The organism is Reyranella sp. (assembly GCF_965229815.1).
Lineage (GTDB): Bacteria > Pseudomonadota > Alphaproteobacteria > Reyranellales > Reyranellaceae > Reyranella.
Map to the genome: position 1 here is coordinate 526250 of NZ_CBDDJN010000002.1, position 21671 is coordinate 547920.

Consider the following 21671-nt stretch of genomic DNA (forward strand, 5'->3'; position numbering starts at 1 on the left):
TTGTCTGGTCGATCACAGCGCTTCGATGCCGGACTCGCCGGTGCGGATGCGGATGGCCTGCTCGATCGGCAGGACGAAGATCTTGCCGTCGCCGATCTTGCCGGTGCCGGCAGCCTTGCGGATGGTCTCGACCGCGCGCTCGACGAGGCCGTCGTCGATGACCACCTCGATCTTCACCTTGGGCAGGAAGCTCACCGCGTACTCGGCGCCGCGGTAGATCTCGGTCTGGCCCTTCTGCCGGCCGAAGCCCTTGACCTCGCTGACCGTCAGGCCCTGGATGCCGAGCGACGTGAGCGCGTCTCGGACATCGTCCAGCTTGAATGGCTTGAAAATGGCCATGATCATTTTCATTTCGGCTGCCCTCCAAAAGGCGGAACACCCGCCCCCAAATTGATCAGTTGGGGAGCAAGGCGCGTGCCAAAGCAGGTTTTTGAGACCCTGGAGCCAGTTGGCACCGGTCTTGCACTAGCAACCTTAGAACCAACAATCGGTCTTTGGGGGTGGTCGTGCTGCTTAAGAAAATTGCCATTTACGCGCTTGGGTTGTCTACATTCTGGGCAATCGGCACTGCGGGTGCTCAGACGCAGGCCACGATCGAAGGCACGCCCTCACAGGCGAGCCAGCCGCAGCAGGCTCAATCCCAGGAACAGCAGCAGCAGGCGCAGACCACCGCGCCGGCCCCCGCCGGCGTCCCGCCCACCCAGCCTGCAGAGGAGCCCGGTTGGGCAGCGCCCTTCGGCGGCAGCTGGACGGCAACCTTCGCCTTCGCCACCGACTACTCCTACCGCGGCATTTCGCAGACCCAGCGCCAGATCGCCGTGCAGCCGTCCTTCGGCTACGAGACGGCACCGGTCAGCGAGAAGGTCCATCTCACCGCCTATGTCGGCGTGTGGGGGTCGAACGTCTACTTCGCCAACACCAACCCGACCTTCGCCGAGATCGATCTGCTGGCCGGCTTCAGGCTCAAGCTGCTCGACGACAAGCTGACCTTCGACCTCGGCTACACGCGCTACAACTACCTCGGCGCTCCGGCCAACCTGTTCTACGACTTCAACGAGTACTCGCTGGTCGCGGGCTACGATTTCGGCGTCGCCCAGCTCACCGGCGCCGTCCGCTACAGCCCCAACTTCTTCGGCAACTCCGGCGTGGCCTGGTACAAGTGGGGCCAGCTCGCGGTGCCCCTGACGTTCATCAACCTCAACGAAAACGTGTCGTTCAAGGTCTTCGGCACGATCGGCAACCAGTACGTCAACCTCTTCACCAACTACGGCATCGGCTACAACAACTACTGGGATTGGCAGCTCGGCCTCACCGCGACGGTGTGGGGCGTCGACCTGACCATCGCCTATGTCGACACCAACCTCTCGGTGGCGAACTGCGGCGCCACCATGAACTGCGACGCGCGCGCGATCTTCACGATCAGCAAGACGTTCTGATCCCGCTTCCGCGACAACAACAGCCGCCCGGCTTGCGACACAGCCGGGCGGCTGCCATTTTGGGCCGATGCAAGCCGATCGGTCAGATCTCGCCATCGTCGGCGCCGGCCTGAACGGCAGCCTGCTGGCCCTGGCCGCCGGCCAGGCCGGCCTCTCGACCGTCGTGATCGACCGTGTGCCGGCCGGATCGCTGTCCGACGCGGGCTTCGACGGGCGCACCACCGCCGTCGCCTACACCAGCCAGCGACTGTTCGCGGCGCTGGGCGTCTGGGACCAGCTCGCCGAGCATGCCGAGCCCATCCTCGACATCCGCATTTCGGATGCCGGCCATGACGGCCGACCGAGCCCGCTGTTCCTCCATTTCGACCATCGCGAGGCCGCCGACGACCCGGAGACGGCCTCGCCGATGGGATGGATCGTCGAGAACCGCTACCTGCGCGCGGCGCTGCTGCGGCGGCTCGCGGACTGTCCCTCGGTCGAGATCGTGGCGCCCGACGAGGTCGTCGACTCGCGGCGCGACGCCGACCGGGCGGAACTGTCGCTGAAGAGCGGCCGGCGCCTCGTCACGCGCCTGATCGCATCGGCCGAGGGGCGCGGCGGCACGCTGCGCGAGGATGCCGGGATCGGCGCCCGCGCCTGGTCCTACGGGCAGATCGCCATCGTGCTGGTGGCGCGTCACGAGCGGCCGCACCGCGGGGTCGCCCAGGAGAAGTTCCTGCCCGGTGGCCCGTTTGCGATCCTGCCCATGCGCGACGGCGAGGACGGAAGCCACCGCTCGTCGATCGTCTGGACCGAGCGCGCCGCGCTGGCGCGCCGCCTGCTCGAGCTCGATGCCGCCTCCTTCCAGGCCGAGTTCGCGCGCCGCTTCGGCGACCATCTCGGCCGGGTCGACACGGTCGGGCCGCGCTGGTGGTATCCGCTCAGCCTGGTCCACGCCGAGCGCTACGTCGACACGCGGCTCGTGCTCGTTGGCGACGCCGCCCACGGAATCCATCCGATCGCGGGCCAAGGCTACAATCTCGGCGTCCGAGACATCGCCGCCCTGGTCGAGGTCATGGTCGAGGCCAGGCGCCTCGGGCTCGATCCCGGCGCCGCCGACACGCTCGAGCGCTACGCGCAATGGCGCCGGTCCGACAATTTCGCCATGGTCGCCGCCACCGACCTGCTGAACCGGCTGTTCTCCAACGATATCGGCCCGGTCCGGCTGGCGCGCGATGTCGGCTTGGCGGCCGTCCACCGCGTCCCGGCCTTGCGCCGCTTCTTCACGCGCCACGCGATGGGTCTGGTCGGCGACCTGCCGCGGCTGATCCGGGGCGAGCGTCCGTAGGCCGGACACCCGGTCTGGACTCGCGGGACCCCGCGCCCTATCTCAGGGTCCGAATTTCGAGGACATTTCCATGGCCCAAGCGCAAGTGCCCGTGACGGTGCTGACCGGCTATCTCGGCGCCGGCAAGACCACCCTGCTCAACCGCATCCTGAGCGAGCAGCACGGCAAGAAATACGCCGTGATCGTGAACGAGTTCGGCGAGCTCGGCGTCGACAACGACCTCGTGGTGAACGCCGACGAGGAAGTGTTCGAGATGAACAACGGCTGCATCTGCTGCACCGTGCGCGGCGATCTCATCCGCATCATCGAAGGCCTGATGAAGCGCAAGGACAAGTTCGACGGCATCCTGGTCGAGACCACCGGTCTCGCCGATCCCGGGCCGGTCGCGCAGACCTTCTTCACCGACGACGAGGTCAAGGCGCGCACCCGCCTCGACGCCATCGTCACCGTCGTCGACGCCAAGCACTTCCTGGGGCAGCTCGAGCAGGGCAGCGAGGCCGAGGAGCAGGTCGCCTTCGCCGACGTGATCCTGCTGAACAAGACCGACCTGGTCAGCCCCGAAGACCTCGAGAAGGTCGAAGGCCGGATCCGGTCGATCAACCGCTATGCGCGGATCTTCCGCACGCAGAAGAGCCAGATCGAGCTCGACGCCATCCTCGACAAGGGTGCCTTCGACCTCAAGCGCATCCTCGAGTTCGAGCCCGACTTCCTCCATCACGGCCACGACCACGACCACGAGGAAGAGGTGAAGAGCCTGTCGCTCACCGCCGACCGCCCGGTCGATCCCGAGCGCTTCCAGAAGTGGATGGGCGCGCTCCTGCAGCTGCGCGGTCCCGACATCTTCCGCAGCAAGGGCATCCTGGCGATCGACGGCGCGCCGCGGCGCTACGTCTACCAGGGCGTCCACATGATGATGGATTCCGACTGGGGCACGCCATGGAAGGACGGCGAGCCGCGCGCCAGCAAGCTGGTGTTCATCGGCCGCAATCTCGATGGCGAGAACCTCCAGCGCGGCTTCAACGACTGCCTGAAGTAGCGTGAAGATCGATCTCGCCAACCCGGCCTGGCGCGAGACGCTGCCGCCGGGCCGCGCCGTCGCGGGCGACGCGCCGGTCGCCGCCTGTGCCTTCAACAGGGACGGCACGCTGGCCGCCTTCGCCCTGGGCGACGGCCGCGTCCGCCTGCTGCCGGGCGACGTCAACGCCACCGAAGCCGCGCCCGGCGATCCCGTCCATGGCGGCGCCGTGCTGTCGCTGGTCGGCGATCCGGCCGGCGATGGCTTCGTGAGCGGCGGCGACGACGGGCGCCTGCTGCGGCTCGCCGCCGACGGCACTGCCAGCGAGCTCGCCAGCCAGAAGGGCAAGTGGTTCGAGCATCTCGCGGCGCATCGTGCCACGGGTGCGGTAGCCGCCTCGGCGGGCCGCGTCGCCTTCGTCGTCAGGGCGGGCGAGGTCCGCGAGTTCGGCCCGCACCCCAGCACCGTGGCCGGCATCGATTTCAGCAAGGATGGCGGCCGTATCGCCTGCGCCCACTATGGCGGTGTCACCGTGACCAGCCCCGGCCAGACCGGCGTCGCGCCGCGGCTGTTCGCCTGGCGCGGCAGCCATGTCGCGCTGAAGTGGAGCACCGACGGCAAGTTCATCGCCACCGGCACGCAGGAAAACGACATCCATGTCTGGCGCCTGGCGCAGGCCACCGACATGCGCATGCAGGGTTACCCGGCCAAGGTGAAGTCCCTGTCGTGGACCGCCGACGCGCGCTTCCTCTACACGTCCTCGCAGCCTGTCTTCACCGCCTGGCCGTTCTCCGGCAAGGGCCCCGAGGGCAAGCCGCCGCTGCAGTTCGGCGAGGAGGGCGCCGGCCTGATGACCGTCGTGGCCGCCCATCCGACGGCCGAGTTCGTGGCCGGCGGGTACGATTCGGGCGAGCTGCAGCTCGGCGACATCAAGACCCGTCGGTCGGCCGTGCTGCGGATGGCCGACGGCTCGGCCATCACCGGCCTTGCCTGGTCGCCCGACGGCTGGCGGCTCGCCGCCGGCAACGAGCGGGGCGACCTGCTGGTGATCGACCTGCGCCGCTGACGCAACCTCTCAGCCGTTGCGCACCAGCACGCGGTGCGAGAGGAAGCAGAGGAGCCCGGCCAGCCCCATCGCCGTGGTCATGGGCGCGATCGTGCCGTCGAAGGTCTGGCCGACGACGGCGCCGAAGATCGCACCGATGCCGAACTGCAGGACGCCCATCAGCGACGAGGCCGTTCCCGCCATGTGCGGATAGCGCTGCAACGCCATGGCCATCGAGTTCGGGCCGATCAGGCTGATGGTGGCGATCTGCGGCGCGAAGCAGAACAGGAACGGCCACATGCCGATCGTGCCGTAGCGCGCCTCGATGAAGCCCATGACCAGGGCGGTCATGCCTGCCACGGCGGGAATGATCACGGCATAGCGCAGGATCTTGCCGGCGCCGAAAACCGGCGCGAACTTGGCGTTGAGCAGGCTGCCCAGGGTCATGAACACGACCATGCCGCCGAAGATCAGCCCATAGGCGCGCGGCGGCACGCCGTACTTCTCGATGAAGATGAAGGGCGAGCCCGACAGGAACGACAGCAGCGCCGAGAACATGAAGGTGCTGGTGAAGGCGTAGCCCATGAAGGCGCGATGGCGGAACAGCTCGCCGAACCGCTTCAGGATCGACGACACGACGAGCGGCTGGCGGTATTCCGGCCGCAGCGTCTCGGGGAGACGAAGCCAGGCGGCCAGCAGCGCGAACAGGCCGATCGAGGCCAGCACCCAGAAGATCGCGCGCCAGCCCAGGAACCACAGGACCTGGCCGCCGATCAGCGGCGCCAGCATGGGCGCGATCGAGGTGCAGGCCATCATCAGCGACATGGCGCGGGCGGCCTGGTCGCGCTCGGCGAGGTCGCGCACCATGGTGCGCGCCAGCACCACGCCGCCGCAGGCCGCCAGCCCCTGCAGCAGCCGCAGCAGGATCAGGTGGCCCGCCGCCGCGGCGAAGGCGCAGCCGATGCTGGCGGCCACGTACACGACGAGGCCCCCCAGGATCACCGGCCGCCGGCCGAATCGGTCGCCGGCCGGGCCGTAGAAGACCTGCCCGACGCCGAACGCGATCATGAAGGCCGACAGGGTGAGCTGGATGTCTCCCGACGTGCTGTTGAGGTCCGTGGCGATCACCGGCAGGGCCGGCAGGTACATGTCGATCGACAGCGGGGTGAAAGCCGACAGAAGCGCCAGGACCGCGAGCAACAGGGGCGTCAGGGTCGGGCGGACGGTTGAGGAGGTCATTGGCGCAGGCTCTATAGAGCACATTCCGTTCCACTGACATCAGACGAACGGACATGGCCGATGGTAGGCGGATTGGCCGCGCATGGCTCCGGCGCTCGAGGCGGCGAGCGCGCGACCGTCCCGCCGGAAAACCACCGCCTCGACATGCTATAAGCGAACCATGTCGTCGCTGCCCGAGCTCACAGAGCCGCAGATCCGCCGCTACGCGCGCCATATCGTGCTGGCGGAGATCGGCGGCGTGGGCCAGGCGCGGTTGATCGCCGCACGGGTCCTCGTGGTCGGCGCCGGCGGCCTCGGCGCGCCCCTCCTGCAATATCTTGGCGCGGCCGGCGTGGGCACACTGGGCGTGATCGACCACGACACGGTCGACCTGTCCAACCTGCAGCGCCAGGTCATCCATCGCACCGCCGACATCGGCGCGACCAAGGTCGAGAGCGCCCGACGCGCCCTGGCCGACATCAATCCCGAGGTCCGCGTCGAGACCCATGGCGAGCGCCTGACCGACGCCAATGTCGAGCGCATCGTCGCCGGCTACGACATCGTGGCCGACGGCAGCGACAACTTCGCGACCCGCTATCTCCTGAACGACGCCTGCTACCGGCTGAAGAAGACCCTGGTCGCCGCCGCCATCCTGCGCTTCGACGGCCAGATCTCGACTTACAAGGCCTGGCAGGGCGCCGGCCATCCCTGCCTGCGCTGCCTGTTCCCGCAGGCACCGTCGGAGGACGCGGTGCCAAGCTGCGCCCAGGCGGGCGTGCTGGGCGCGCTGGCCGGCACGCTGGGCGCCCTGCAGGCGACCGAGGTCGTGAAGGAGCTGCTCGGCATCGGGCGCTCTTTGTCGGGGCGGCTGGTGATGTACGACGCCCTGGCCGGCGCTTTCGACGAGATGGCGGTCGCCAAGCGCGCCGACTGCCCGACCTGCGGGACGCCATGACGGACAGCGCGGGCGGCATCTCGGTGATCGTGCGGGCCGGCGACTACGAGAGCGTGCACTACGCCCTGGCGCTGGCCGCCGCCGCGCTGGCGGTGAACAAGCCGGCCGTCCTGTTCTTCACCATGGCCGGCATCAACGCCCTCGCCGGGCCGCCGCCGACCCTGGCGGACTGGCCGCGCGACGCCGAGAACCGCGCCCGGGGCGTCGGCGACTTCGAGACCCTGCTGTCGGCCTGCGTCGAGCTTGGCGCGCGGTTCATCGTGTGCGAAATGGGCCTGCGCTCGCTCGACATCGACCGGACGCGGCTGCGTGCCGACGTACCGTTCACGGTCGCGGGCATCGTGACCTTGCTGGAAGAGACCAAGCCGGGCATGCACCTGGTGACCCTGTAGAGAGATTGGAAGACCTCATGACATCTGCCGCCTTCGACGTGCTGGGAATCGGCAACGCCATCGTCGACGTCATCAGCCGTGCCGACGAGGCTTTCCTGGGACAGCACGGGCTGGTCAAGGGCAGCATGATGCTGATCGACGAGCAGCGCGCCGACACCCTCTACGCCGCCATGGGGCCGGGCATCGAGATCTCCGGCGGCTCGTGCGGCAACACGATGGCTGGCGTTGCCTCGTTCGGCGGCAAGGGTGCCTATGTCGGCAAGGTGCGCGACGACCAGCTCGGCGCCGTGTTCGGCCACGACCTGCGCGCCACCGGCGTGTCGTTCGAGACGCCGAGCGCCAAGGACGGTCCGTCGACGGCGCGCTGCCTCATCCTGGTCACGCCCGATGCCCAGCGCACGATGAACACCTATCTCGGCGCCTGCACCGGCCTCGGCCCGGCCGACATCGATCCGAAGGTCGTCGCATCGGCGCAGGTGACTTATGTCGAGGGCTACCTGTGGGACGCGCCCGAGGCCAAGAAGGCGGTGTTGAAGGCGTTCGACGCTGCCCATGCCGCCGACCGGCTGGTCTCGATCACCCTGTCCGACTCCTTCTGCGTGCACCGCTACCGATCGGAGTTCCGCGACCTGCTGCGCGACAAGGTCGACATCCTGTTCGGCAACGAGGCCGAGATCACCGCCCTCTACGAGGTCGCGACCTTCGAGGAGGCGATGGAGGCGGTGCGCAAGGAGGCGAAGATCGCGGCGCTGACCCGCAGCGAGAAGGGCTCGGTGGTGATCAAGGGCGACGAGACCTGGGCGGTCCCGGCCGCCCCCGTGGCCAAGGTGGTCGACACGACCGGCGCCGGCGACCTCTACGCGGCCGGCTTCCTGCACGGGTTCACCAGCGGCAAGCCGCTGGCCGAATGCGCGCGGCTGGGCGGCATCGCCGCCGCCGAGGTGATCTCCCATGTCGGCGCGCGGCCCGAGCAGCCGCTGCGCGGGCTCGTTTGACCGCTTCCTCCCCGGACGCGCCGGCCGCCGCCGGCTGGCGCGCCACCCTGGCGATCTACGCGCATCCGCGCGTCGTCACCTTCCTGTTCCTCGGCTTCTCGGCCGGCCTGCCCTTCCTGCTGGTCTTCACGACGCTGTCGGCGTGGCTGCGCGAGTTCGGCGTCAGCCGCACCGCCATCGGCTTCATGAGCTGGATCGGCATCACCTACTCGATCAAGTTCGTGTGGTCGCCGGTGGTCGACCGCGTGCCATTGCCGTTGCTGACGCGACTGCTCGGCCGGCGCCGTTCGTGGATGGTGCTGGCGCAGGCCGGCATCGGGCTCGGCCTGCTCGCGATGTCCTTCTGCGATCCGCGCGCCGACCTGTGGTGGCTCGCGGTGTTCGCCGTCGTCGTCGCCTTCTCGTCGGCCACCCAGGACATCGCGCTCGACGCCTTCCGCATCGAGGCGACCGACGAGACGCTGCAGGGCGCCACGGCCGCGACCTACCAGCTCGGCTACCGCATCGCCGTGCTGGCCGCCGGAGCGGGCGCGCTCTACCTCGCCGAGTTCGGCTCCTGGCCGCTCGCCTATCGCATCATGGCGGCGCTGGCGCTGGTCGGCATCGTGACCACGCTCGTGATCACCGAGCCCGCGCCGCGCGTCGCTGCCGGCACCGCCGAGCGCGAGGGCAAGATCGCGGACTTCGCGGCGCGCAATGCCGCGTTGCCGCCGGCGCTGCGCGAGGCGCTGGTCTTCGTCTACGGCGCCATCGTCTGCCCGTTCGTCGACTTCTTCGTGCGCTTTCGCTGGCACGCGCTGGTGCTGCTGGCCTTCATCGGCCTGTTCCGCCTGAGCGACATCGCCATGGGCGTGATGGCCAACCCGTTCTACATCGACATGGGCTTCAGCCTGTCGGAGATTGCCAACGTGACGAAGCTGTATGGCTTCGTCATGTCGATCCTGGGCGCGCTGCTGGGCGGCGCGCTGGTGTTCAGGATCGGCGCGCCGCGCCTTCTCGCCCCATCGGTTTTCCTGATCGCCGTCTCCAACCTGACCTTCGCCTGGCTGGCGATGGTCGGGCGGCCCGACACGCTGGTGCTGGCGACCGCCATCAGCGTCGACAACCTGGTGAGCGGCATGGCCGGCTCCATCTTCATCGCCTTCCTCTCGGGCCTCACCAACACCGCCTACACGGCCACGCAGTACGCGCTGTTCAGCTCGGTGATGACCCTGCCCGGCAAGGTGGTCGGCGGCTTCTCGGGCCTGATGGTCGACTGGCTGCAGGCCGACGCTTCGACGAAGTTCAGCGGCTACGCGATCTTCTTCGTCTACACCGCGCTGCTCGGCCTGCCCGCACTGGTGCTGGCGCTTCTCGTACGCCGCCACTTCGACGCGGCAGAAAAAGAAACCCCTCCTTCCGCGAAGAAGGAGGGGTAGTAGGATCGGCTACGGGGTGTCATCCGAGCCGGGGGAACCGACCCGTTCCGGAGCGGGGGCGTGGGGTTGCCGGCTGGAACGGGCACATTCCGTCTACGGGTCGGACGCTACAAATCCGTTACCGGCGGTGTGGATAACGGCAGACGTCAGCCCGGGGTCGCGTCGAGCGCGTAGCCGGCGGCCCGCACAGTGCGGATCAGGTCGGCCCGGCTCTCGCCGTTGAGCGCGATGCGCAGTCGGCGGATATGGACGTCGACAGTGCGCGCCTCGACATAGACGTCCTTGCCCCACACCGCGTCGAGCAGCTGCTCTCGCGAGAAGACGCGGCCGGGATGCTCCATGAAATGCCGCAGCAGGCGAAACTCGGTGGGGCCGAGATGGACCGGCTTGCCGTCGCGCGTCACGCGGTGGGCAACCAGGTCCATGACGATGTCGGCATAGGACAGCGCCTCGTCGGCAAGAGCCGGCCGGATGCGGCGCAGCACGGCGCGGATGCGCGCCACCAGCTCGGTCGGCGAGAACGGCTTGGACACGTAGTCGTCGGCGCCGGCGTCGAGGCCGCGCACGCGGTCGCCCTCCTCGCCGCGCGCCGTCAGCATGATGATCGGCAGGTTGGCGGTCGCCGTCTGGCGGCGCAGCTGGCGGCAGACCTCGATGCCCGACATCAGCGGCAGCATCCAGTCGAGCAGGATGAGGTCCGGCACGTCCTCCTGCACCGAATTCAGCGCCTCCTCGCCATCGTAGGCGACCGAGACGCGAAAGCCCGACTGTTCGAGATTGTAGCGCAGGAGCTCCACCAGCGCGGTCTCGTCCTCGACGATCAGCACCCGCGGCTTCATCGACGTGCCCGGCGAGTCGCGCCGGGAGGCCGCCTGCGCCGCCATGCTCATGACGCGCTGCCTGCCGCGTACAGCGAAGCGCTGCCCTTGGGCCGGGCCTCGTCGAAGCCGTGGCCGGTGGCCCGGAAGCTCACCAGCTCGGCGATGTTGGTGACGTGATCCCCGGCGCGCTCGATGTTCTTGGCCATGAACAGGAGATGCGTGCACGCGGTGATCGTGCGCGGATCCTCCATCATGTAGGTCAGCAGCTCGCGGAACAGGCCGGTGTAGACCTGGTCGATCTCCTCGTCGCGCTGCCACACGTCGTGCGCCTTGGCGACGTCGCCCTGGGCGAAGGCGTCGAGCACGTCCTTCAGCGCCGCGCGCACGAGCCGCCCCAGACGCTCGATCCCGGTAACCGCCGAGGTCGGCGCGTTCACGTTGTTCAGGACGATCGTCCGCTTCGCGGTGTTCTTGGCATAGTCGGCGATGCGCTCGAGCGCCGCGGCGATCTTGATCGAGGACAGGATGACCCGGAGATCGACCGCCATCGGCTGGCGCAGCGCCAGCAGCTTGACCGTCTGCTCCTGGACGGCGTTGTCGAGGGCGTCGACGCGCGCGTCGTCGGCGATCACCCGCTCGGCGATCTCCGTGTCGCTCTGGCGAAGGGCCACGAGGCACTGCGCGAGCTGGCTCTCGGCGAGACCGCCCATCTCGCTGATGGTCGCGCTGAGCCGCTCGAGCTCCTCGTCGAAGCGCTTCAGGGTATGTTCGGGCATGTCCGTCTCCATTGTCAGCCGAAGCGGCCGGTGATGTAGGCCTGGGTACGGCTGTCCTTGGGCGTCGTGAACAGCGTCTCGGTGGCGCCGAACTCGATCAATTCGCCGAGATACATGAAGGCCGTGAAGTCCGAGACGCGTGCGGCCTGCTGCATGTTGTGGGTCACGATCACGATCGTGTAATCCTGCTTCAGCTCGTCGATCAGCTCCTCGATCTTGGCCGTCGAGATCGGGTCGAGCGCCGAGCAGGGCTCGTCGAACAGGATGACCTCGGGCTTCACCGCCACGGTGCGGGCGATGCAAAGGCGCTGCTGCTGGCCGCCCGACAGGCTCTGGCCGTTGGCCGCGAGCTTGTCCTTGACCTCGTCCCACAGGGCGGCCCGGCGCAGCGCCGATTCGACGCGGGCGTCGAGCTCGGCGCGCGGCAGGCGCTCGTAGAGGCGTACGCCGAAGGCGATGTTCTCGTAGATCGACATCGGGAAGGGTGTGGGCTTCTGGAACACCATGCCGATGCGCGCCCGGAGGAGGTTGATGTCGACCCCGGGGTGCAGCAGGTTCTTGCCGTCGAACTGAACCTCGCCGGTCGCGCGCTGGCCCGGATAGAGGTCGTACATGCGGTTCAGGATGCGCAGCAGCGTGGACTTGCCGCAGCCCGACGGGCCGATGAACGCCGTGGCCTTGTTGGCGTAGAGCGGCAGCGAGATGCTCTTCAGCGCCCGGCTGTCGCCGTAGAAGAACTCGAGGTTGCGGATCGACACGCGCTCGGCGAGGTTGGCGGTGTCGACCTTGGCGTGGGCCGCGACGGGAACGGCCGTCGACAGGCCGTTTGTCGGAGCGATACTCATGACTTCCTCCCGGCGGTAAGGGATCGGGCGATGATGCTGAGGGCCAGGACGGCCACGGTGATCAGCAGCGCACCGCTCCAGGCGAGCTTCTGCCACTCGGCGTAGGGCGACAGGGCGAACTGGAAGATGACCACCGGCAGGCTGGGCATCGGCTGGTTCATGTCGAGGCTGAAGAACTGGTTGTTCAGCGCGGTGAAGAGCAGCGGCGCGGTCTCGCCGCTGATGCGCGCGACGGCCAGCAGGACGCCGGTGACGATGCCGGCACGGGCGGCGCGATAGGCGATTTGGGTGATCATCAGGGCGCGCGGCAGTCCGATCGAGGCGGCCGCCTCGCGCAGCGTGTCGGGCACGAGGCTCAGCATGTCCTCGGTGGTGCGCACCACCACCGGGATCACGATCACCGCCAGGGCCACCGCGCCGGCCCAGCCGGAGAAGTGGCCCATCGGCGCCACCATGATCTCGTAGACGAAAAGGCCGACGACGATGGAGGGTGCGCTGAGCAGGATGTCGTTGATGAAGCGCACGACACTCGACAGCTTGTCGTGGCGGCCATACTCGGCGAGGTAGGTGCCGGCCAGGATGCCGATCGGCGTGCCGATCAGCACGGCGAGGAGGGTGATGATCAGGCTGCCGACGATGGCGTTGAGCAGGCCGCCGGCCGAGCCCGGCGGCGGCGTGTTCTCGGTGAACACGGCGAGCGACAGGCCGCCGATGCCCTCGTAGAGCAGGATGCCCAGGATCAGCACCAGCCAGCCCAGGCCGAAGATGGTGGCGGCCAGGGCCAGCGACTTGGCGATGGCATTGCGCCGGCGGCGACCGCCATAGTGCGGGCCACCCGTCGCAGTTCCGATATTGTCGCTCATGGCGTCAGCCCTTCTGCTGCAGGCGCATCAGCATGTAGCGCGCGATGGCCAACACGATGAACGTGATGAAAAACAGGATCAGGCCCAGGGCCACCAGCGACGAGGTGTAGAGATCGCCCACGGCCTCGGTGAATTCGTTGGCGATGGAGGCCGAGATGGTGGTGCCCGGCGCGAACAGCGACGCCGATACGTGGTGGGCGTTGCCGATCACGAAGGTGACGGCCATCGTCTCGCCAAGCGCGCGGCCCAGGCCCAGCATGAAGCCGCCGATCACGCCGACCCGCGTGAAGGGCAGCACGACGTTGCGGAAGACTTCCCAGGTGGTGCAGCCCAGCCCATAGGCGGCCTCCTTCAGCACCGGCGGCACGGCGTCGAACACGTCGCGCGAGATCGAGGTGACGAAGGGCAGGACCATGATCGCGAGGATCAGACCGGCGGTCAGCATGCCGATGCCGTAGGGCGGACCGGCGAACAGCACGTTCATGACGGGAACGTTCTCGAACGCGCCGATCAGGAAGGGCTGCACATGCGATTGCAGGAAGGGCGCGAAGACGAACAGGCCCCAGATGCCGTAGATGATGCTGGGGATGCCGGCCAGCAGCTCGATGGCGATGCCGATCGGCCGGCGCAGCACCGGCGGGCAGAGCTCGGTCAGGAAGAAGGCGATCATCAGCCCAACCGGCACGGCGATCACCATGGCGACCGCCGAGGTCACCAGCGTGCCGTAGATCGGCGCCAGCGCGCCGAAGCGCTCGGTGACCGGGTTCCACGATTCGTCGAACAGGAACGAGAAGCCGAAGGTCCCCAGCGCGGGTGCCGCGCCGATGACCAGGGCGATGATCACACCGCTCAGCAGGGCCAGCACGAGGAGTGATGCGCCTCGCGTCAAGCCGTGGAAGACGCTGTCGGTCAGCCGCAGCCGCCGCAATACGGCGCTGCGGGAAGCGGCCTCTGCCGCGGCCGCGTTCGTCCCCTTCAAAGCCAAGTCACTCATGTTGCGCCCCCCCGCTGCGCCTGCCGATCTTCCCCGCCGCGAGCCGGCGGGATCGAGAAGGCGGACGCCGCGGTCGCGACGCCCGCCCCGCTCATCAGTTGGTCGGCGAGTACAGAGGCTTGCCGCTCGCGTCCTTGATTTCCGCGGACCACATCTTCTCGATGTCGTTCACGACGTTGGCCGGCATCGGCACGTAGTCGAGCTCCTCGGCCATCTTGTCGCCCTTGGCATAGGACCAGGCGAAGAACTTCAGCGCCGAAGCCGTCGACGCGGTGTCCTGCGGCTTCTTGTAGAGCAGGATCCAGGTGGCGGCGGTCATCGGCCAGGACTGGTCGCCGGGCTGGTTCGCGAGGATGACGCCGTAGCCGGGCTGGGACTTCCAGTCGGCATTGGCGGCCGCGGCCTGGAAGGCCGCCATGCTCGGCGCGACGCTCTTGCCGGCCTTGTTCATCATCTTGGTGTAGGTCAGCTTGTTCTGCTTGGCGTAGGCATACTCGACGTAGCCGATCGAGCCCTTGGTGTTGGCGACGTTGTTGGCGACGCCCTCGTTGCCCTTGGCGCCGATGCCCACGGGCCACTGCAGGGCCGTGCTGACGCCGACCTTGCTCTTCCACTCGGGGCTGACGTCGGCGAGATAGTAGGCGAAGTTGTAGGTCGTGCCCGACCCGTCGGAGCGGCGCACCGGCACGATGGCCTGCTTGGGCAGCTTGGCATTGGGATTGAGCTTGGCGATGGCGGCATCGTCCCAGCTCTTGATCTGTCCCAGGTAGATCTTGGCGATCGTCGGGCCGTCGAGCGTCAGGTCGCCCGGCTTCACGCCCTCAAGATTCACCACCGGCACGATCGCGCCCATGACCATCGGGAACTGCGCGAGGCCCGATTCGTCGAGGTCCTTGCCCGTCAGCGGCGCATCGCTGGCGCCGAAGGTCACGGTCTTGGCCTTGATCTGCTTGATGCCGCCGCCCGAGCCGATCGACTGGTAGTTGAGGCCGATGCCCGTCTCTTTCTTGTAGGCGTCCGCCCACTTGGCATAGATCGGGTAGGGAAAGGTGGCGCCGGCGCCGGAGATGTCGGCGGCGTTGGCAACCACCGACGACAGAGCCAGGGCGGCCGTCGCGAACGCAATCCGAGCGAAATTCATAGGGTCCCTCCTTCGTGAACTCGAAGCACCTTCCCCTAGGAGCCCAGCGTCACCGTCCTATTACGAATATATGACAGTCCGATGACAGTCGCGGCCGACTCCTGAGGACGAAATCCGGAGCGTCATCCTGCAAGTGGGCCAGGGATGCACCTTGACCCAGCTCAAGGAGATCCAGTCCAGGCGGACCAACTCGAGGACCCGGCCCGGGTTGGCTGCAAGGATTCCATTCGACGCAAACACAAGGCTGGGGTGGGCGGATCGCCAATGGGAGCGATGGCGTTCTACCGGAGAAGGGCCTGATCAAGTAGACGCGCCGTTGCCGTGTCGAAGCCGGTCGCCAGAAGGCGGCGCCGAATTATTGGACACCGGAGCATCCAATAATCCGGGCCGCGGTATTCGGGGCGAGCGCCGAAGGTACGCGCCCCAATCGCGGCGCCGTTGCCCGGCCGTGACTACGTGGAATCACCCTCGCGCGGGGGTACGGCGCGCACGAACGCGTACGGATCCAACGATGCATAGAGCGAGCGGCACCCCCTGTCGTGGCCGACGGAGTGGCGCCGATACTTCCGAACGCGACGCGACTGAGCGAAGCCCGGGCCATCAGAAAACTCTAGATACCGGCAAACGGCCCTCTAACGTTTTTTCCGGCCGTGGCCGAAAGCCGTTGCCGGACAAGGCGTTGGCGCGAAAAAAACCTTAGCGACCTCCCTATAGAGTTTTCCGTCGGAGAGCCTCTCCGCATCCGATAGCCGGTGCGACAGGCTGGCCAACGCGCTGCCCGCCGCAGCGCAGGTGCAAACGAACATGTTCATCCCTTCCTTCAGTGTGCGGTGCCGGACCCTCGCGCGCGGTCGCGCCCGCGGCCCGGCACGAGCGGCGATGGCGCTCGTCGGAAGGATCGCCGGTTGGTCCGGCAGCCTGGTTAACCCCTTGCCGATGGCCACCCGCCCCGACCGCCGGTTGGTGGCCGGTCCGGACGCGCAGCGGGTCGGTGTAGCCTTCACCGGCGGCCGGGCCGTCCCGGTCCTCGCGACGAGCGTCGACAACCACAGGCCACGATTGCCGGCGAGGAAGTCAATGGACTCGTGAAGAAGTGTGCAGGTCATGTGTCGATCCTTGCGCGGATGAAGGTCGACAGGGATAGGCCACAACCTTGCGCCAGGGAGTCAAGCGAATCCCGAGAGCGAACCGGCAAATCTTTTGATTCTGCCGGCCCATGACGTCCGACGATTTTGTTCGGAAATGGCGCGGTGTCGAGCTGTCGGTGCTGGCGGCCTCGCCCACTTCCTGAACAAGATCGTGTTCTGCCGGTTCGCCGAGGATGCCGGGCTGCCGCCCGGCAACGTCTTCGGCGCCGTTGTCGAGGAGGCGCTGCGCGACAAGTCCGGCCTGGCGCACATGCCGGCCGACCTGTTCAACAAGATGCGCACCGGTTCCCCTTCACGGCGTAGCCCCGCCTTGAGGCATCCGCCGAGGCGATGGCGACTACCAGGTGAGCCGCAGGCCGGCGGTGAAGGCGTGATTGTCGGAGCCGCCGCCCAACTCTCCGTCGTAGCGGACGTAAAGCCGCGCGCCGTCTGCGACGAGCGTCTGCGCCTGCAGGCCGATCACCGCGCTGTCGCGCTGCGGCGTGGCGCCGTAGACGGTGAAGCCGTTGCCCGGCGCGCCGGCGAAAGCCGCCGTCATCGGCCGCGTCGTGTCGGCGTACTCGTGCAGCCAGCCCAGCCGCAGCCCGAACTCCAGGCGGCGGTCGCCGCCCAGCCCGACGGAACCGGCGAGATCGGCGCCCAGCACCGTGCGCAGCGACGTCGTCGTCTGTTGCGCCACGCTGAGGTTGAGGCTGTCGGCGCCCCATTCCGTGAATGCCGCCTGGTTGATGCTCGACGCCTGGAAGCGCACGAACGGCGTGACGGTGGCCTGCGCCGGCGCATAGAGGCCGAAGGCATAGCCCGCCTCGGCCTGGCCGAGGAACTGATTCGCCCCCGTGCTGCCGCTGGCCGTGCGCGGCTGCAGCCCGGGGATCGCGATCTGCCGCTGCAGCTGGTTGTTGGCGTAGGCATAGCCCGCCAGCGCGTCTAGGTAGGCGCCCCCCTGAACGAGGCTCGCGTAGGCCGCCACGCTCACGCCGTTGCTCCAGCCCTTGCCTTGGAAGCTGTCGACCCACTGCGTGCCGCTCGCGTAGCCGGCGCCCAGCCCGACCAGCAGGCTCGGCGAGAGCCGGTAGTCGATTCCGGCCGCCGTGCCGCCCACGTTGTAAGTGAAGGTGCTGGCGTTGCCGTCGCCCTGCACCGCGCCCAGGCCGCCCAGCGCGCTGCCCCATACGCTGAACGGGCTGGTGCCGTCGCAGGCGGCGACATCGCACGCTTCCGCCAGCGCCTGGCGCTGGCCGCTGCCCGCGCCGCCGCGGGCGAGCGCCATCTGCTGGCCGACGGCGTTCATGAACAGCGCGTTGGCCGCCACGTTGAACGTGCCGAAGTCTGCGTAGGGCTGGCCGCTGATCGTGTTCAGCGCCGGCCCGGCCTGCTGGGTGCTGAGGCTCGCCAGCGCCCCCACCACCGTGGCGAAGTCGCCGGTGGCGTTGGCATAGGACTGGTCGAGCGCGTAGCCAACGTTGCGCTGGTTCACCGTGTTGCCGCCGAAGCCCGAGAAGGCGTTGCCCTGCAACGCCAGGGTCAGGAACACATTGTTGGCGTCGTACGACAGGCTCGGCGTCAGGAACGCGAAGTTGCTGGTGACGCCGGAGTAGCTTCCCGTCACGCCGCCCGTCGCATTGAGGATGGTGTAGGTCGTGCTGGTGCCGTAGTTGCCCGACGCGGCGACGACTTGCACCACGGCGCCGCTGATGGTGGCGGTGCCGGTGACGTTCACCCGGTCGGCCTGGCCCGCCGCATTGGCTTCGACCACGTAGGTTCCGCCGATCTGGCTGAAGGTGCCGTTCACCGTCAGCGTGCCGATCGAGTTGCCCGGCGCCAGCACACCGCCGTTCGACACCAGCCCGCCGATGCTGCCGGTGCCGCCCAGCATGGCGCCGTTGCTCAGCGTCACCGCGCTCGCCAGCGAACCGTTCACCACCAGCGTGCTGGCGTCCACCGTCGTGGCGCCGCTGTAGGTGCTGGCGCCCGTCATGGCGAGCGTGCCGCCGCCCTGCAGCGTCATGCCGCCCGTGCCCGACATCGCTCCCGCGTAGGTGCCGCTGCCGGTCTGGTTGAAGGTCACCATCGCGTTGTTGAGGATGGCGCCCTGCAGGCTCGACGTCGTGCCCTGCAGCGTGCCGCCGGACACCGTCGTGCCGCCCGTGTAGCTGTTGGCGCCCGACAGCGTCACCGTCCCGCCGCCCGTCACCACGAGGCCGCCTGTGCCCGACATCGCGCCGGCATAGGTGCCGCTGGTCGCCTGGTTGAACGCCACCGTCGCGTTGTTGAGGATGGCGCCCTGCAGGCTCGACGTCGTGCCCTGCAGCGTGCCGCCGGACACCGTCGTGCCACCCGTGTAGCTGTTGTTGCCCGACAGCGTCACCGTCCCGCCGCCCGTCACCACGAGGCCGCCCGCGCCCGACATCGCGCCGGCATAGGTGCCGCTGGTCGCCTGGTTGAACGCCACCGTCGCGTTGTTGAGGATGGCGCCCTGCAGGCTCGACGTCGTGCCCACGAGCGTGCTGCCGCCAGACACCGTCGTGCCGCCCGTGTAGCTGTTGGCGCCCGACAGCGTCACCGTCCCGCCGCCCGTCACCACGAGGCCGCCTGTGCCCGACATCGCGCCGGCATAGGTGCCGCTGGTCGCCTGGTTGAACGCCACCGTCGCGTTGTTGAGGATGGCGCCCTGCAGGCTCGACGTCGTGCCCTGCAGCGTGCCGCCGGACACCGTCGTGCCACCCGTGTAGCTGTTGTTGCCGGTCAGGATCAGCGTGCCGGTGCCGATCTTGGTCAGGTTGCCGGTGCCACCGATCGCGCCACCGAGCGTCAGGGTGTTGGTCTGGGTATCGACGGTTCCGGTGCCGTTCAGCGTCATGGCATTGCCGACCGAAAGGCCCGACGCGGCGGCCTGCAGGGTCGTGCCGGCCGAAAAGGAGAGTGCACCCGTGCCCAGCGCACTGTTGTTGCCGATCGCAAGCGTTCCCGCGTTGATGGTGGTGCCGCCCGTGTAGAGGTTGGCGCCGCTCAAGGTCAGCGTGCCGCTGCCCTGCTTGATCAGGCCGCCGCCGGGACCGCTGCTGTCGTCGATCACGCCGGCGAAGGTCGTCGAATTGGCCGTGCCCACGATCAGGCTGTTGCCGCCGATCTGGACGGTCGAGCCGGCGACGCCTGTCAGGTCCTGAATCGTGACGTTGGCGTTGGCAGCGGAGACGTCGAACTGCGCTCCGGCGCCGGACAGCGTCAGGCCGCTCGACGAGGCGATGCTGCCGTTGCCGGAAAGCGTGAGCAGCCCGCCCGCCGTGATCGTCGTCGCGCCGGTGTAGGTGTTGACGCCGCTCAGGTCCTGGCCGCCCGAGCCGGAGAAGACCACGGACCCGGCCGTGCCGCCGGCGATGCCGCCATCCTGGATGACGCCGCTGAAGGCCGAGCCGTTGGTGATGGTGAGCGTCCTGCCGCCCAGGCTGACGGTGCCAGCGGCGAACAGCCCGCCGACCGAGGCACCCGATGTCGTCTGCGAGAGATCGAGCGTGGCCGTCGCGAGAACACCGACGAAGGACGTGCTGGCGATCGATCCCGAGCCGCTCAGCGCCAGGGTGGTGCCGGCGTTGATCTGGCTCGGGCCGACATAGGTGTTGGCGCCGGTCAGCGTGTATGTGCCGCCGCCGGCGACCGTCAGGCCGGAACTGGAGCCGCTGCCGCCAATGACGCCGGAGAAAGTGCCGGCGGCGTTGCTGAGAACCAGCCCGTCATTCAGCTGCACGGTGCCGGCGCCGCCCAGTGTCCGGATGGTGGTGAACCCGGTGTTGCCGGTGATGTCGAAGGTGGCGCCGCTGGCCACCGTCACGCCGCTCGAGCTCGAGAGGGCGGCATTGCCCAGGGCGAGAGTCCCGCCGTCGACCGCGGTAGCACCCGTGTAGCTGTTCGTACCCGTCAGCGTCACCGTCCCGGTGCCGCTCTTGGTCAGGCTGCCGCTGCCTGACATGTTGCCCGAATAGGTGCCCGCGCCGGCCTGGTTGAAGGTGACGTTGGCATTGTTGGCGATGTTGCCCTGAAGGCTCGAGGTCGTGCCCTGCAGCGTGCCCGCCGACACCGTTGTGCCGCCGCTGTAGTTGTTGGTACCGCCCAGGACGAGCGTGCCGCCGCCGGTCTTGCCCAGGCTGCCGGCGCCGCCGATCGCGCCGTTCAGCGTCAGCGTGCTGGCCTGGCTGTCGACCGTGCCGGCACCGTTGAGCGTCACGGTATTGGCCAGCGTCACCGAGGCGGCGGCCTGCAGGGTCGCTCCATTCGCGATGGTGAGCCCACCGGTCCCCAGCGCCGTGCTGCTGCCGGCCGCCAGTGTGCCGGACGTGAGGGTCGTGCCGCCGGTGTAGTCGTTGTTGCCCGACAGCGTCAGCGTTCCCGAGCCGGATTTCTCGATCGAACCGTCCTGCCTGATGCGGCCGTTGAACGCCGTCGATTGGTTGTTGCCGCCGATGGCCAGCGCTTTGGCGTCAACGCCGGTCCCCAGGCTCACCGTCCCGTTACCCGAAAGCGATCCGATCGTCGTGCCGGCACCGGTATAGGATTGGAAGAGGAGCTCCGATCCGCCGGTCAATGAGACGCTGGCCTGGCCGCCGCTGCCGGTGTCGAGGAACCTCAGCGAGCCACTGGCGCCGACATTCACAGTCGCATTCTGCAGGGAGGCGGTGCCGCCGACGTTGATGCGCGCACCGGTGGCGCTGACGGTGGCGGTGCCGCCGGTCGAATTGCTGGCGAAGTTGATGTTGGAATCGGTCGAGATGACCGTGGCGTTGGCGGCGGTGCTGCCCGCGTCGAACGAGATCGCCGCCCCGGCGACATCGGAGCGAATGGTCTGGACGGCCGACGAATTGTTGACGATGCCGCTCCCGTTTCTGAACTGTATACCCCCGCCAGTGATGTTGATCGTATAGGCCTGCGCGTTGTTGAGGAAGTCGAACGTCCCGATGGTGAGGCCGGAACCGATCGAAACATTGTTGACGCCGGCCGCGCCGAACGTCGCCGTGGTGCCGGCATTTGTCGGAACGGTGGCCGGGCTCCAGTTCGACGACGTGAAGTAGTCGCCGGTCGCGCCCTGCCAGGTCTGGCCCATTGCGCCGAGCGGCGTCAGGCAGGTGCCCAGCAGCAGGCCGGCCGTCAGCCGCCGCACGATGGGCGATGCACGCTCTTTCGTTGAGCTCCCCATCCCCAACCCCGAGACGACAACCAAGCGGTCAATCGGAACTTTGATCCGGTCCCCAATTGCCCTTTGATTCTAACGGCGAGGAGCGGTCAGCCGA

18 protein-coding genes and 1 pseudogene are annotated in these 21671 nt (G+C 68.3%); 9 read left to right on the forward strand and 10 right to left on the reverse strand.

Annotation, left to right across the window (positions count from 1 at the left end; all coding sequences use genetic code 11):
* Nucleotides 1-12: 12 nt before the first annotated feature.
* Nucleotides 13-351 carry a P-II family nitrogen regulator gene (locus ACO073_RS03035; RefSeq protein WP_421995136.1) on the reverse strand — a complete coding sequence of 113 codons (339 nt, stop codon included), beginning with the start codon at nucleotides 349-351 and terminating at the stop codon, nucleotides 13-15.
* A 149-nt stretch (nucleotides 352-500) separates the two neighbouring features.
* Here ACO073_RS03035 and ACO073_RS03040 point away from each other — a divergent pair, with 149 nt between their 5' ends.
* The 4 genes from ACO073_RS03040 to ACO073_RS03055 all read left to right on the forward strand — a co-directional run bounded on the left by ACO073_RS03040 (nucleotide 501) and on the right by ACO073_RS03055 (nucleotide 4844).
* Entirely contained in the window at nucleotides 501-1436 is a 936-nt protein-coding gene (locus ACO073_RS03040) for a TorF family putative porin (protein WP_421995138.1), read from the forward strand.
* Nucleotides 1437-1503: 67 nt separating this feature from the next.
* Nucleotides 1504-2763: a UbiH/UbiF/VisC/COQ6 family ubiquinone biosynthesis hydroxylase gene (locus ACO073_RS03045; RefSeq protein ID WP_421995140.1), complete on the forward strand. Its 1260-nt coding sequence runs from the start codon at nucleotides 1504-1506 to the stop codon at nucleotides 2761-2763.
* Nucleotides 2764-2833: 70 nt separating this feature from the next.
* Nucleotides 2834-3799 carry a CobW family GTP-binding protein gene (locus ACO073_RS03050; RefSeq protein ID WP_421995142.1) on the forward strand — a complete coding sequence of 322 codons (966 nt, stop codon included), beginning with the start codon at nucleotides 2834-2836 and terminating at the stop codon, nucleotides 3797-3799.
* A gap of 1 nt (nucleotide 3800) precedes the next feature.
* Nucleotides 3801-4844, forward strand: a complete 1044-nt coding sequence (locus tag ACO073_RS03055) for a WD40 repeat domain-containing protein (protein WP_421995144.1) — start codon at nucleotides 3801-3803, stop codon at nucleotides 4842-4844.
* A gap of 9 nt (nucleotides 4845-4853) precedes the next feature.
* On the opposite strand, the gene ACO073_RS03060 is transcribed toward ACO073_RS03055, so the two are convergent.
* Nucleotides 4854-6062: a Bcr/CflA family multidrug efflux MFS transporter gene (locus ACO073_RS03060; protein WP_421995146.1), complete on the reverse strand. Its 1209-nt coding sequence runs from the start codon at nucleotides 6060-6062 to the stop codon at nucleotides 4854-4856.
* Between the two features lie 160 nt (nucleotides 6063-6222).
* Between ACO073_RS03060 and ACO073_RS03065 the strand changes: the two genes are divergently transcribed.
* The 4 genes from ACO073_RS03065 to ACO073_RS03080 are packed head-to-tail and all read left to right on the forward strand — an operon-like array spanning nucleotide 6223 to nucleotide 9801.
* A complete protein-coding gene (locus ACO073_RS03065; RefSeq protein ID WP_421995148.1) occupies nucleotides 6223-6996 on the forward strand; it encodes a HesA/MoeB/ThiF family protein in 774 nt (257 codons plus the stop codon).
* Nucleotides 6993-7388 carry a DsrE family protein gene (locus tag ACO073_RS03070; protein ID WP_421995150.1) on the forward strand — a complete coding sequence of 132 codons (396 nt, stop codon included), beginning with the start codon at nucleotides 6993-6995 and terminating at the stop codon, nucleotides 7386-7388. Before ACO073_RS03065 ends, ACO073_RS03070 begins: the two co-directional genes overlap by 4 nt.
* A 17-nt stretch (nucleotides 7389-7405) precedes the next feature.
* A complete protein-coding gene (locus ACO073_RS03075; RefSeq protein ID WP_421995152.1) occupies nucleotides 7406-8383 on the forward strand; it encodes an adenosine kinase in 978 nt (325 codons plus the stop codon).
* Nucleotides 8380-9801 carry an AmpG family muropeptide MFS transporter gene (locus ACO073_RS03080; RefSeq protein ID WP_421995154.1) on the forward strand — a complete coding sequence of 474 codons (1422 nt, stop codon included), beginning with the start codon at nucleotides 8380-8382 and terminating at the stop codon, nucleotides 9799-9801. Before ACO073_RS03075 ends, ACO073_RS03080 begins: the two co-directional genes overlap by 4 nt.
* Before the next feature lie 146 nt (nucleotides 9802-9947).
* On the opposite strand, the gene phoB is transcribed toward ACO073_RS03080, so the two are convergent.
* The 7 genes from phoB to ACO073_RS03115 all read right to left on the reverse strand — a co-directional run bounded on the left by phoB (nucleotide 9948) and on the right by ACO073_RS03115 (nucleotide 16347).
* Nucleotides 9948-10640 (reverse strand): phosphate regulon transcriptional regulator PhoB, encoded by a 693-nt coding sequence (gene phoB, locus ACO073_RS03085; protein ID WP_421997384.1) that lies wholly within the window; start codon nucleotides 10638-10640, stop codon nucleotides 9948-9950.
* 47 nt (nucleotides 10641-10687) lie between these two features.
* The gene (phoU, locus tag ACO073_RS03090) at nucleotides 10688-11398 is read right to left on the reverse strand and encodes a phosphate signaling complex protein PhoU (RefSeq protein ID WP_421995156.1); all 711 of its coding nucleotides are present in this window, start codon (nucleotides 11396-11398) and stop codon (nucleotides 10688-10690) included.
* 14 nt (nucleotides 11399-11412) lie between these two features.
* A complete protein-coding gene (pstB, locus tag ACO073_RS03095; protein WP_421995158.1) occupies nucleotides 11413-12243 on the reverse strand; it encodes a phosphate ABC transporter ATP-binding protein PstB in 831 nt (276 codons plus the stop codon).
* Nucleotides 12240-13106, reverse strand: coding sequence for a phosphate ABC transporter permease PstA (pstA, locus tag ACO073_RS03100; protein ID WP_421995160.1), 867 nt, complete (start codon nucleotides 13104-13106; stop codon nucleotides 12240-12242). Before pstA ends, pstB begins: the two co-directional genes overlap by 4 nt.
* A gap of 4 nt (nucleotides 13107-13110) precedes the next feature.
* A complete protein-coding gene (gene pstC, locus ACO073_RS03105; protein WP_421995162.1) occupies nucleotides 13111-14100 on the reverse strand; it encodes a phosphate ABC transporter permease subunit PstC in 990 nt (329 codons plus the stop codon).
* A 94-nt stretch (nucleotides 14101-14194) separates the two neighbouring features.
* On the reverse strand, nucleotides 14195-15241 hold the full coding sequence (pstS, locus tag ACO073_RS03110; protein WP_421995164.1) for a phosphate ABC transporter substrate-binding protein PstS: 1047 nt from the start codon (nucleotides 15239-15241) through the stop codon (nucleotides 14195-14197).
* 632 nt (nucleotides 15242-15873) lie between these two features.
* Nucleotides 15874-16347 (reverse strand): hypothetical protein, encoded by a 474-nt coding sequence (locus ACO073_RS03115; protein WP_421995166.1) that lies wholly within the window; start codon nucleotides 16345-16347, stop codon nucleotides 15874-15876.
* 136 nt (nucleotides 16348-16483) lie between these two features.
* Here ACO073_RS03115 and ACO073_RS03120 point away from each other — a divergent pair.
* Nucleotides 16484-16678, forward strand: a pseudogene (locus tag ACO073_RS03120) (type IIL restriction-modification enzyme MmeI); the annotation flags it as partial.
* Between the two features lie 48 nt (nucleotides 16679-16726).
* Here the strand turns inward: ACO073_RS03120 and ACO073_RS03125 are convergent.
* Nucleotides 16727-21541, reverse strand: a complete 4815-nt coding sequence (locus tag ACO073_RS03125; protein WP_421995168.1) for a beta strand repeat-containing protein — start codon at nucleotides 21539-21541, stop codon at nucleotides 16727-16729.
* Nucleotides 21542-21671 lie beyond the last annotated feature (130 nt).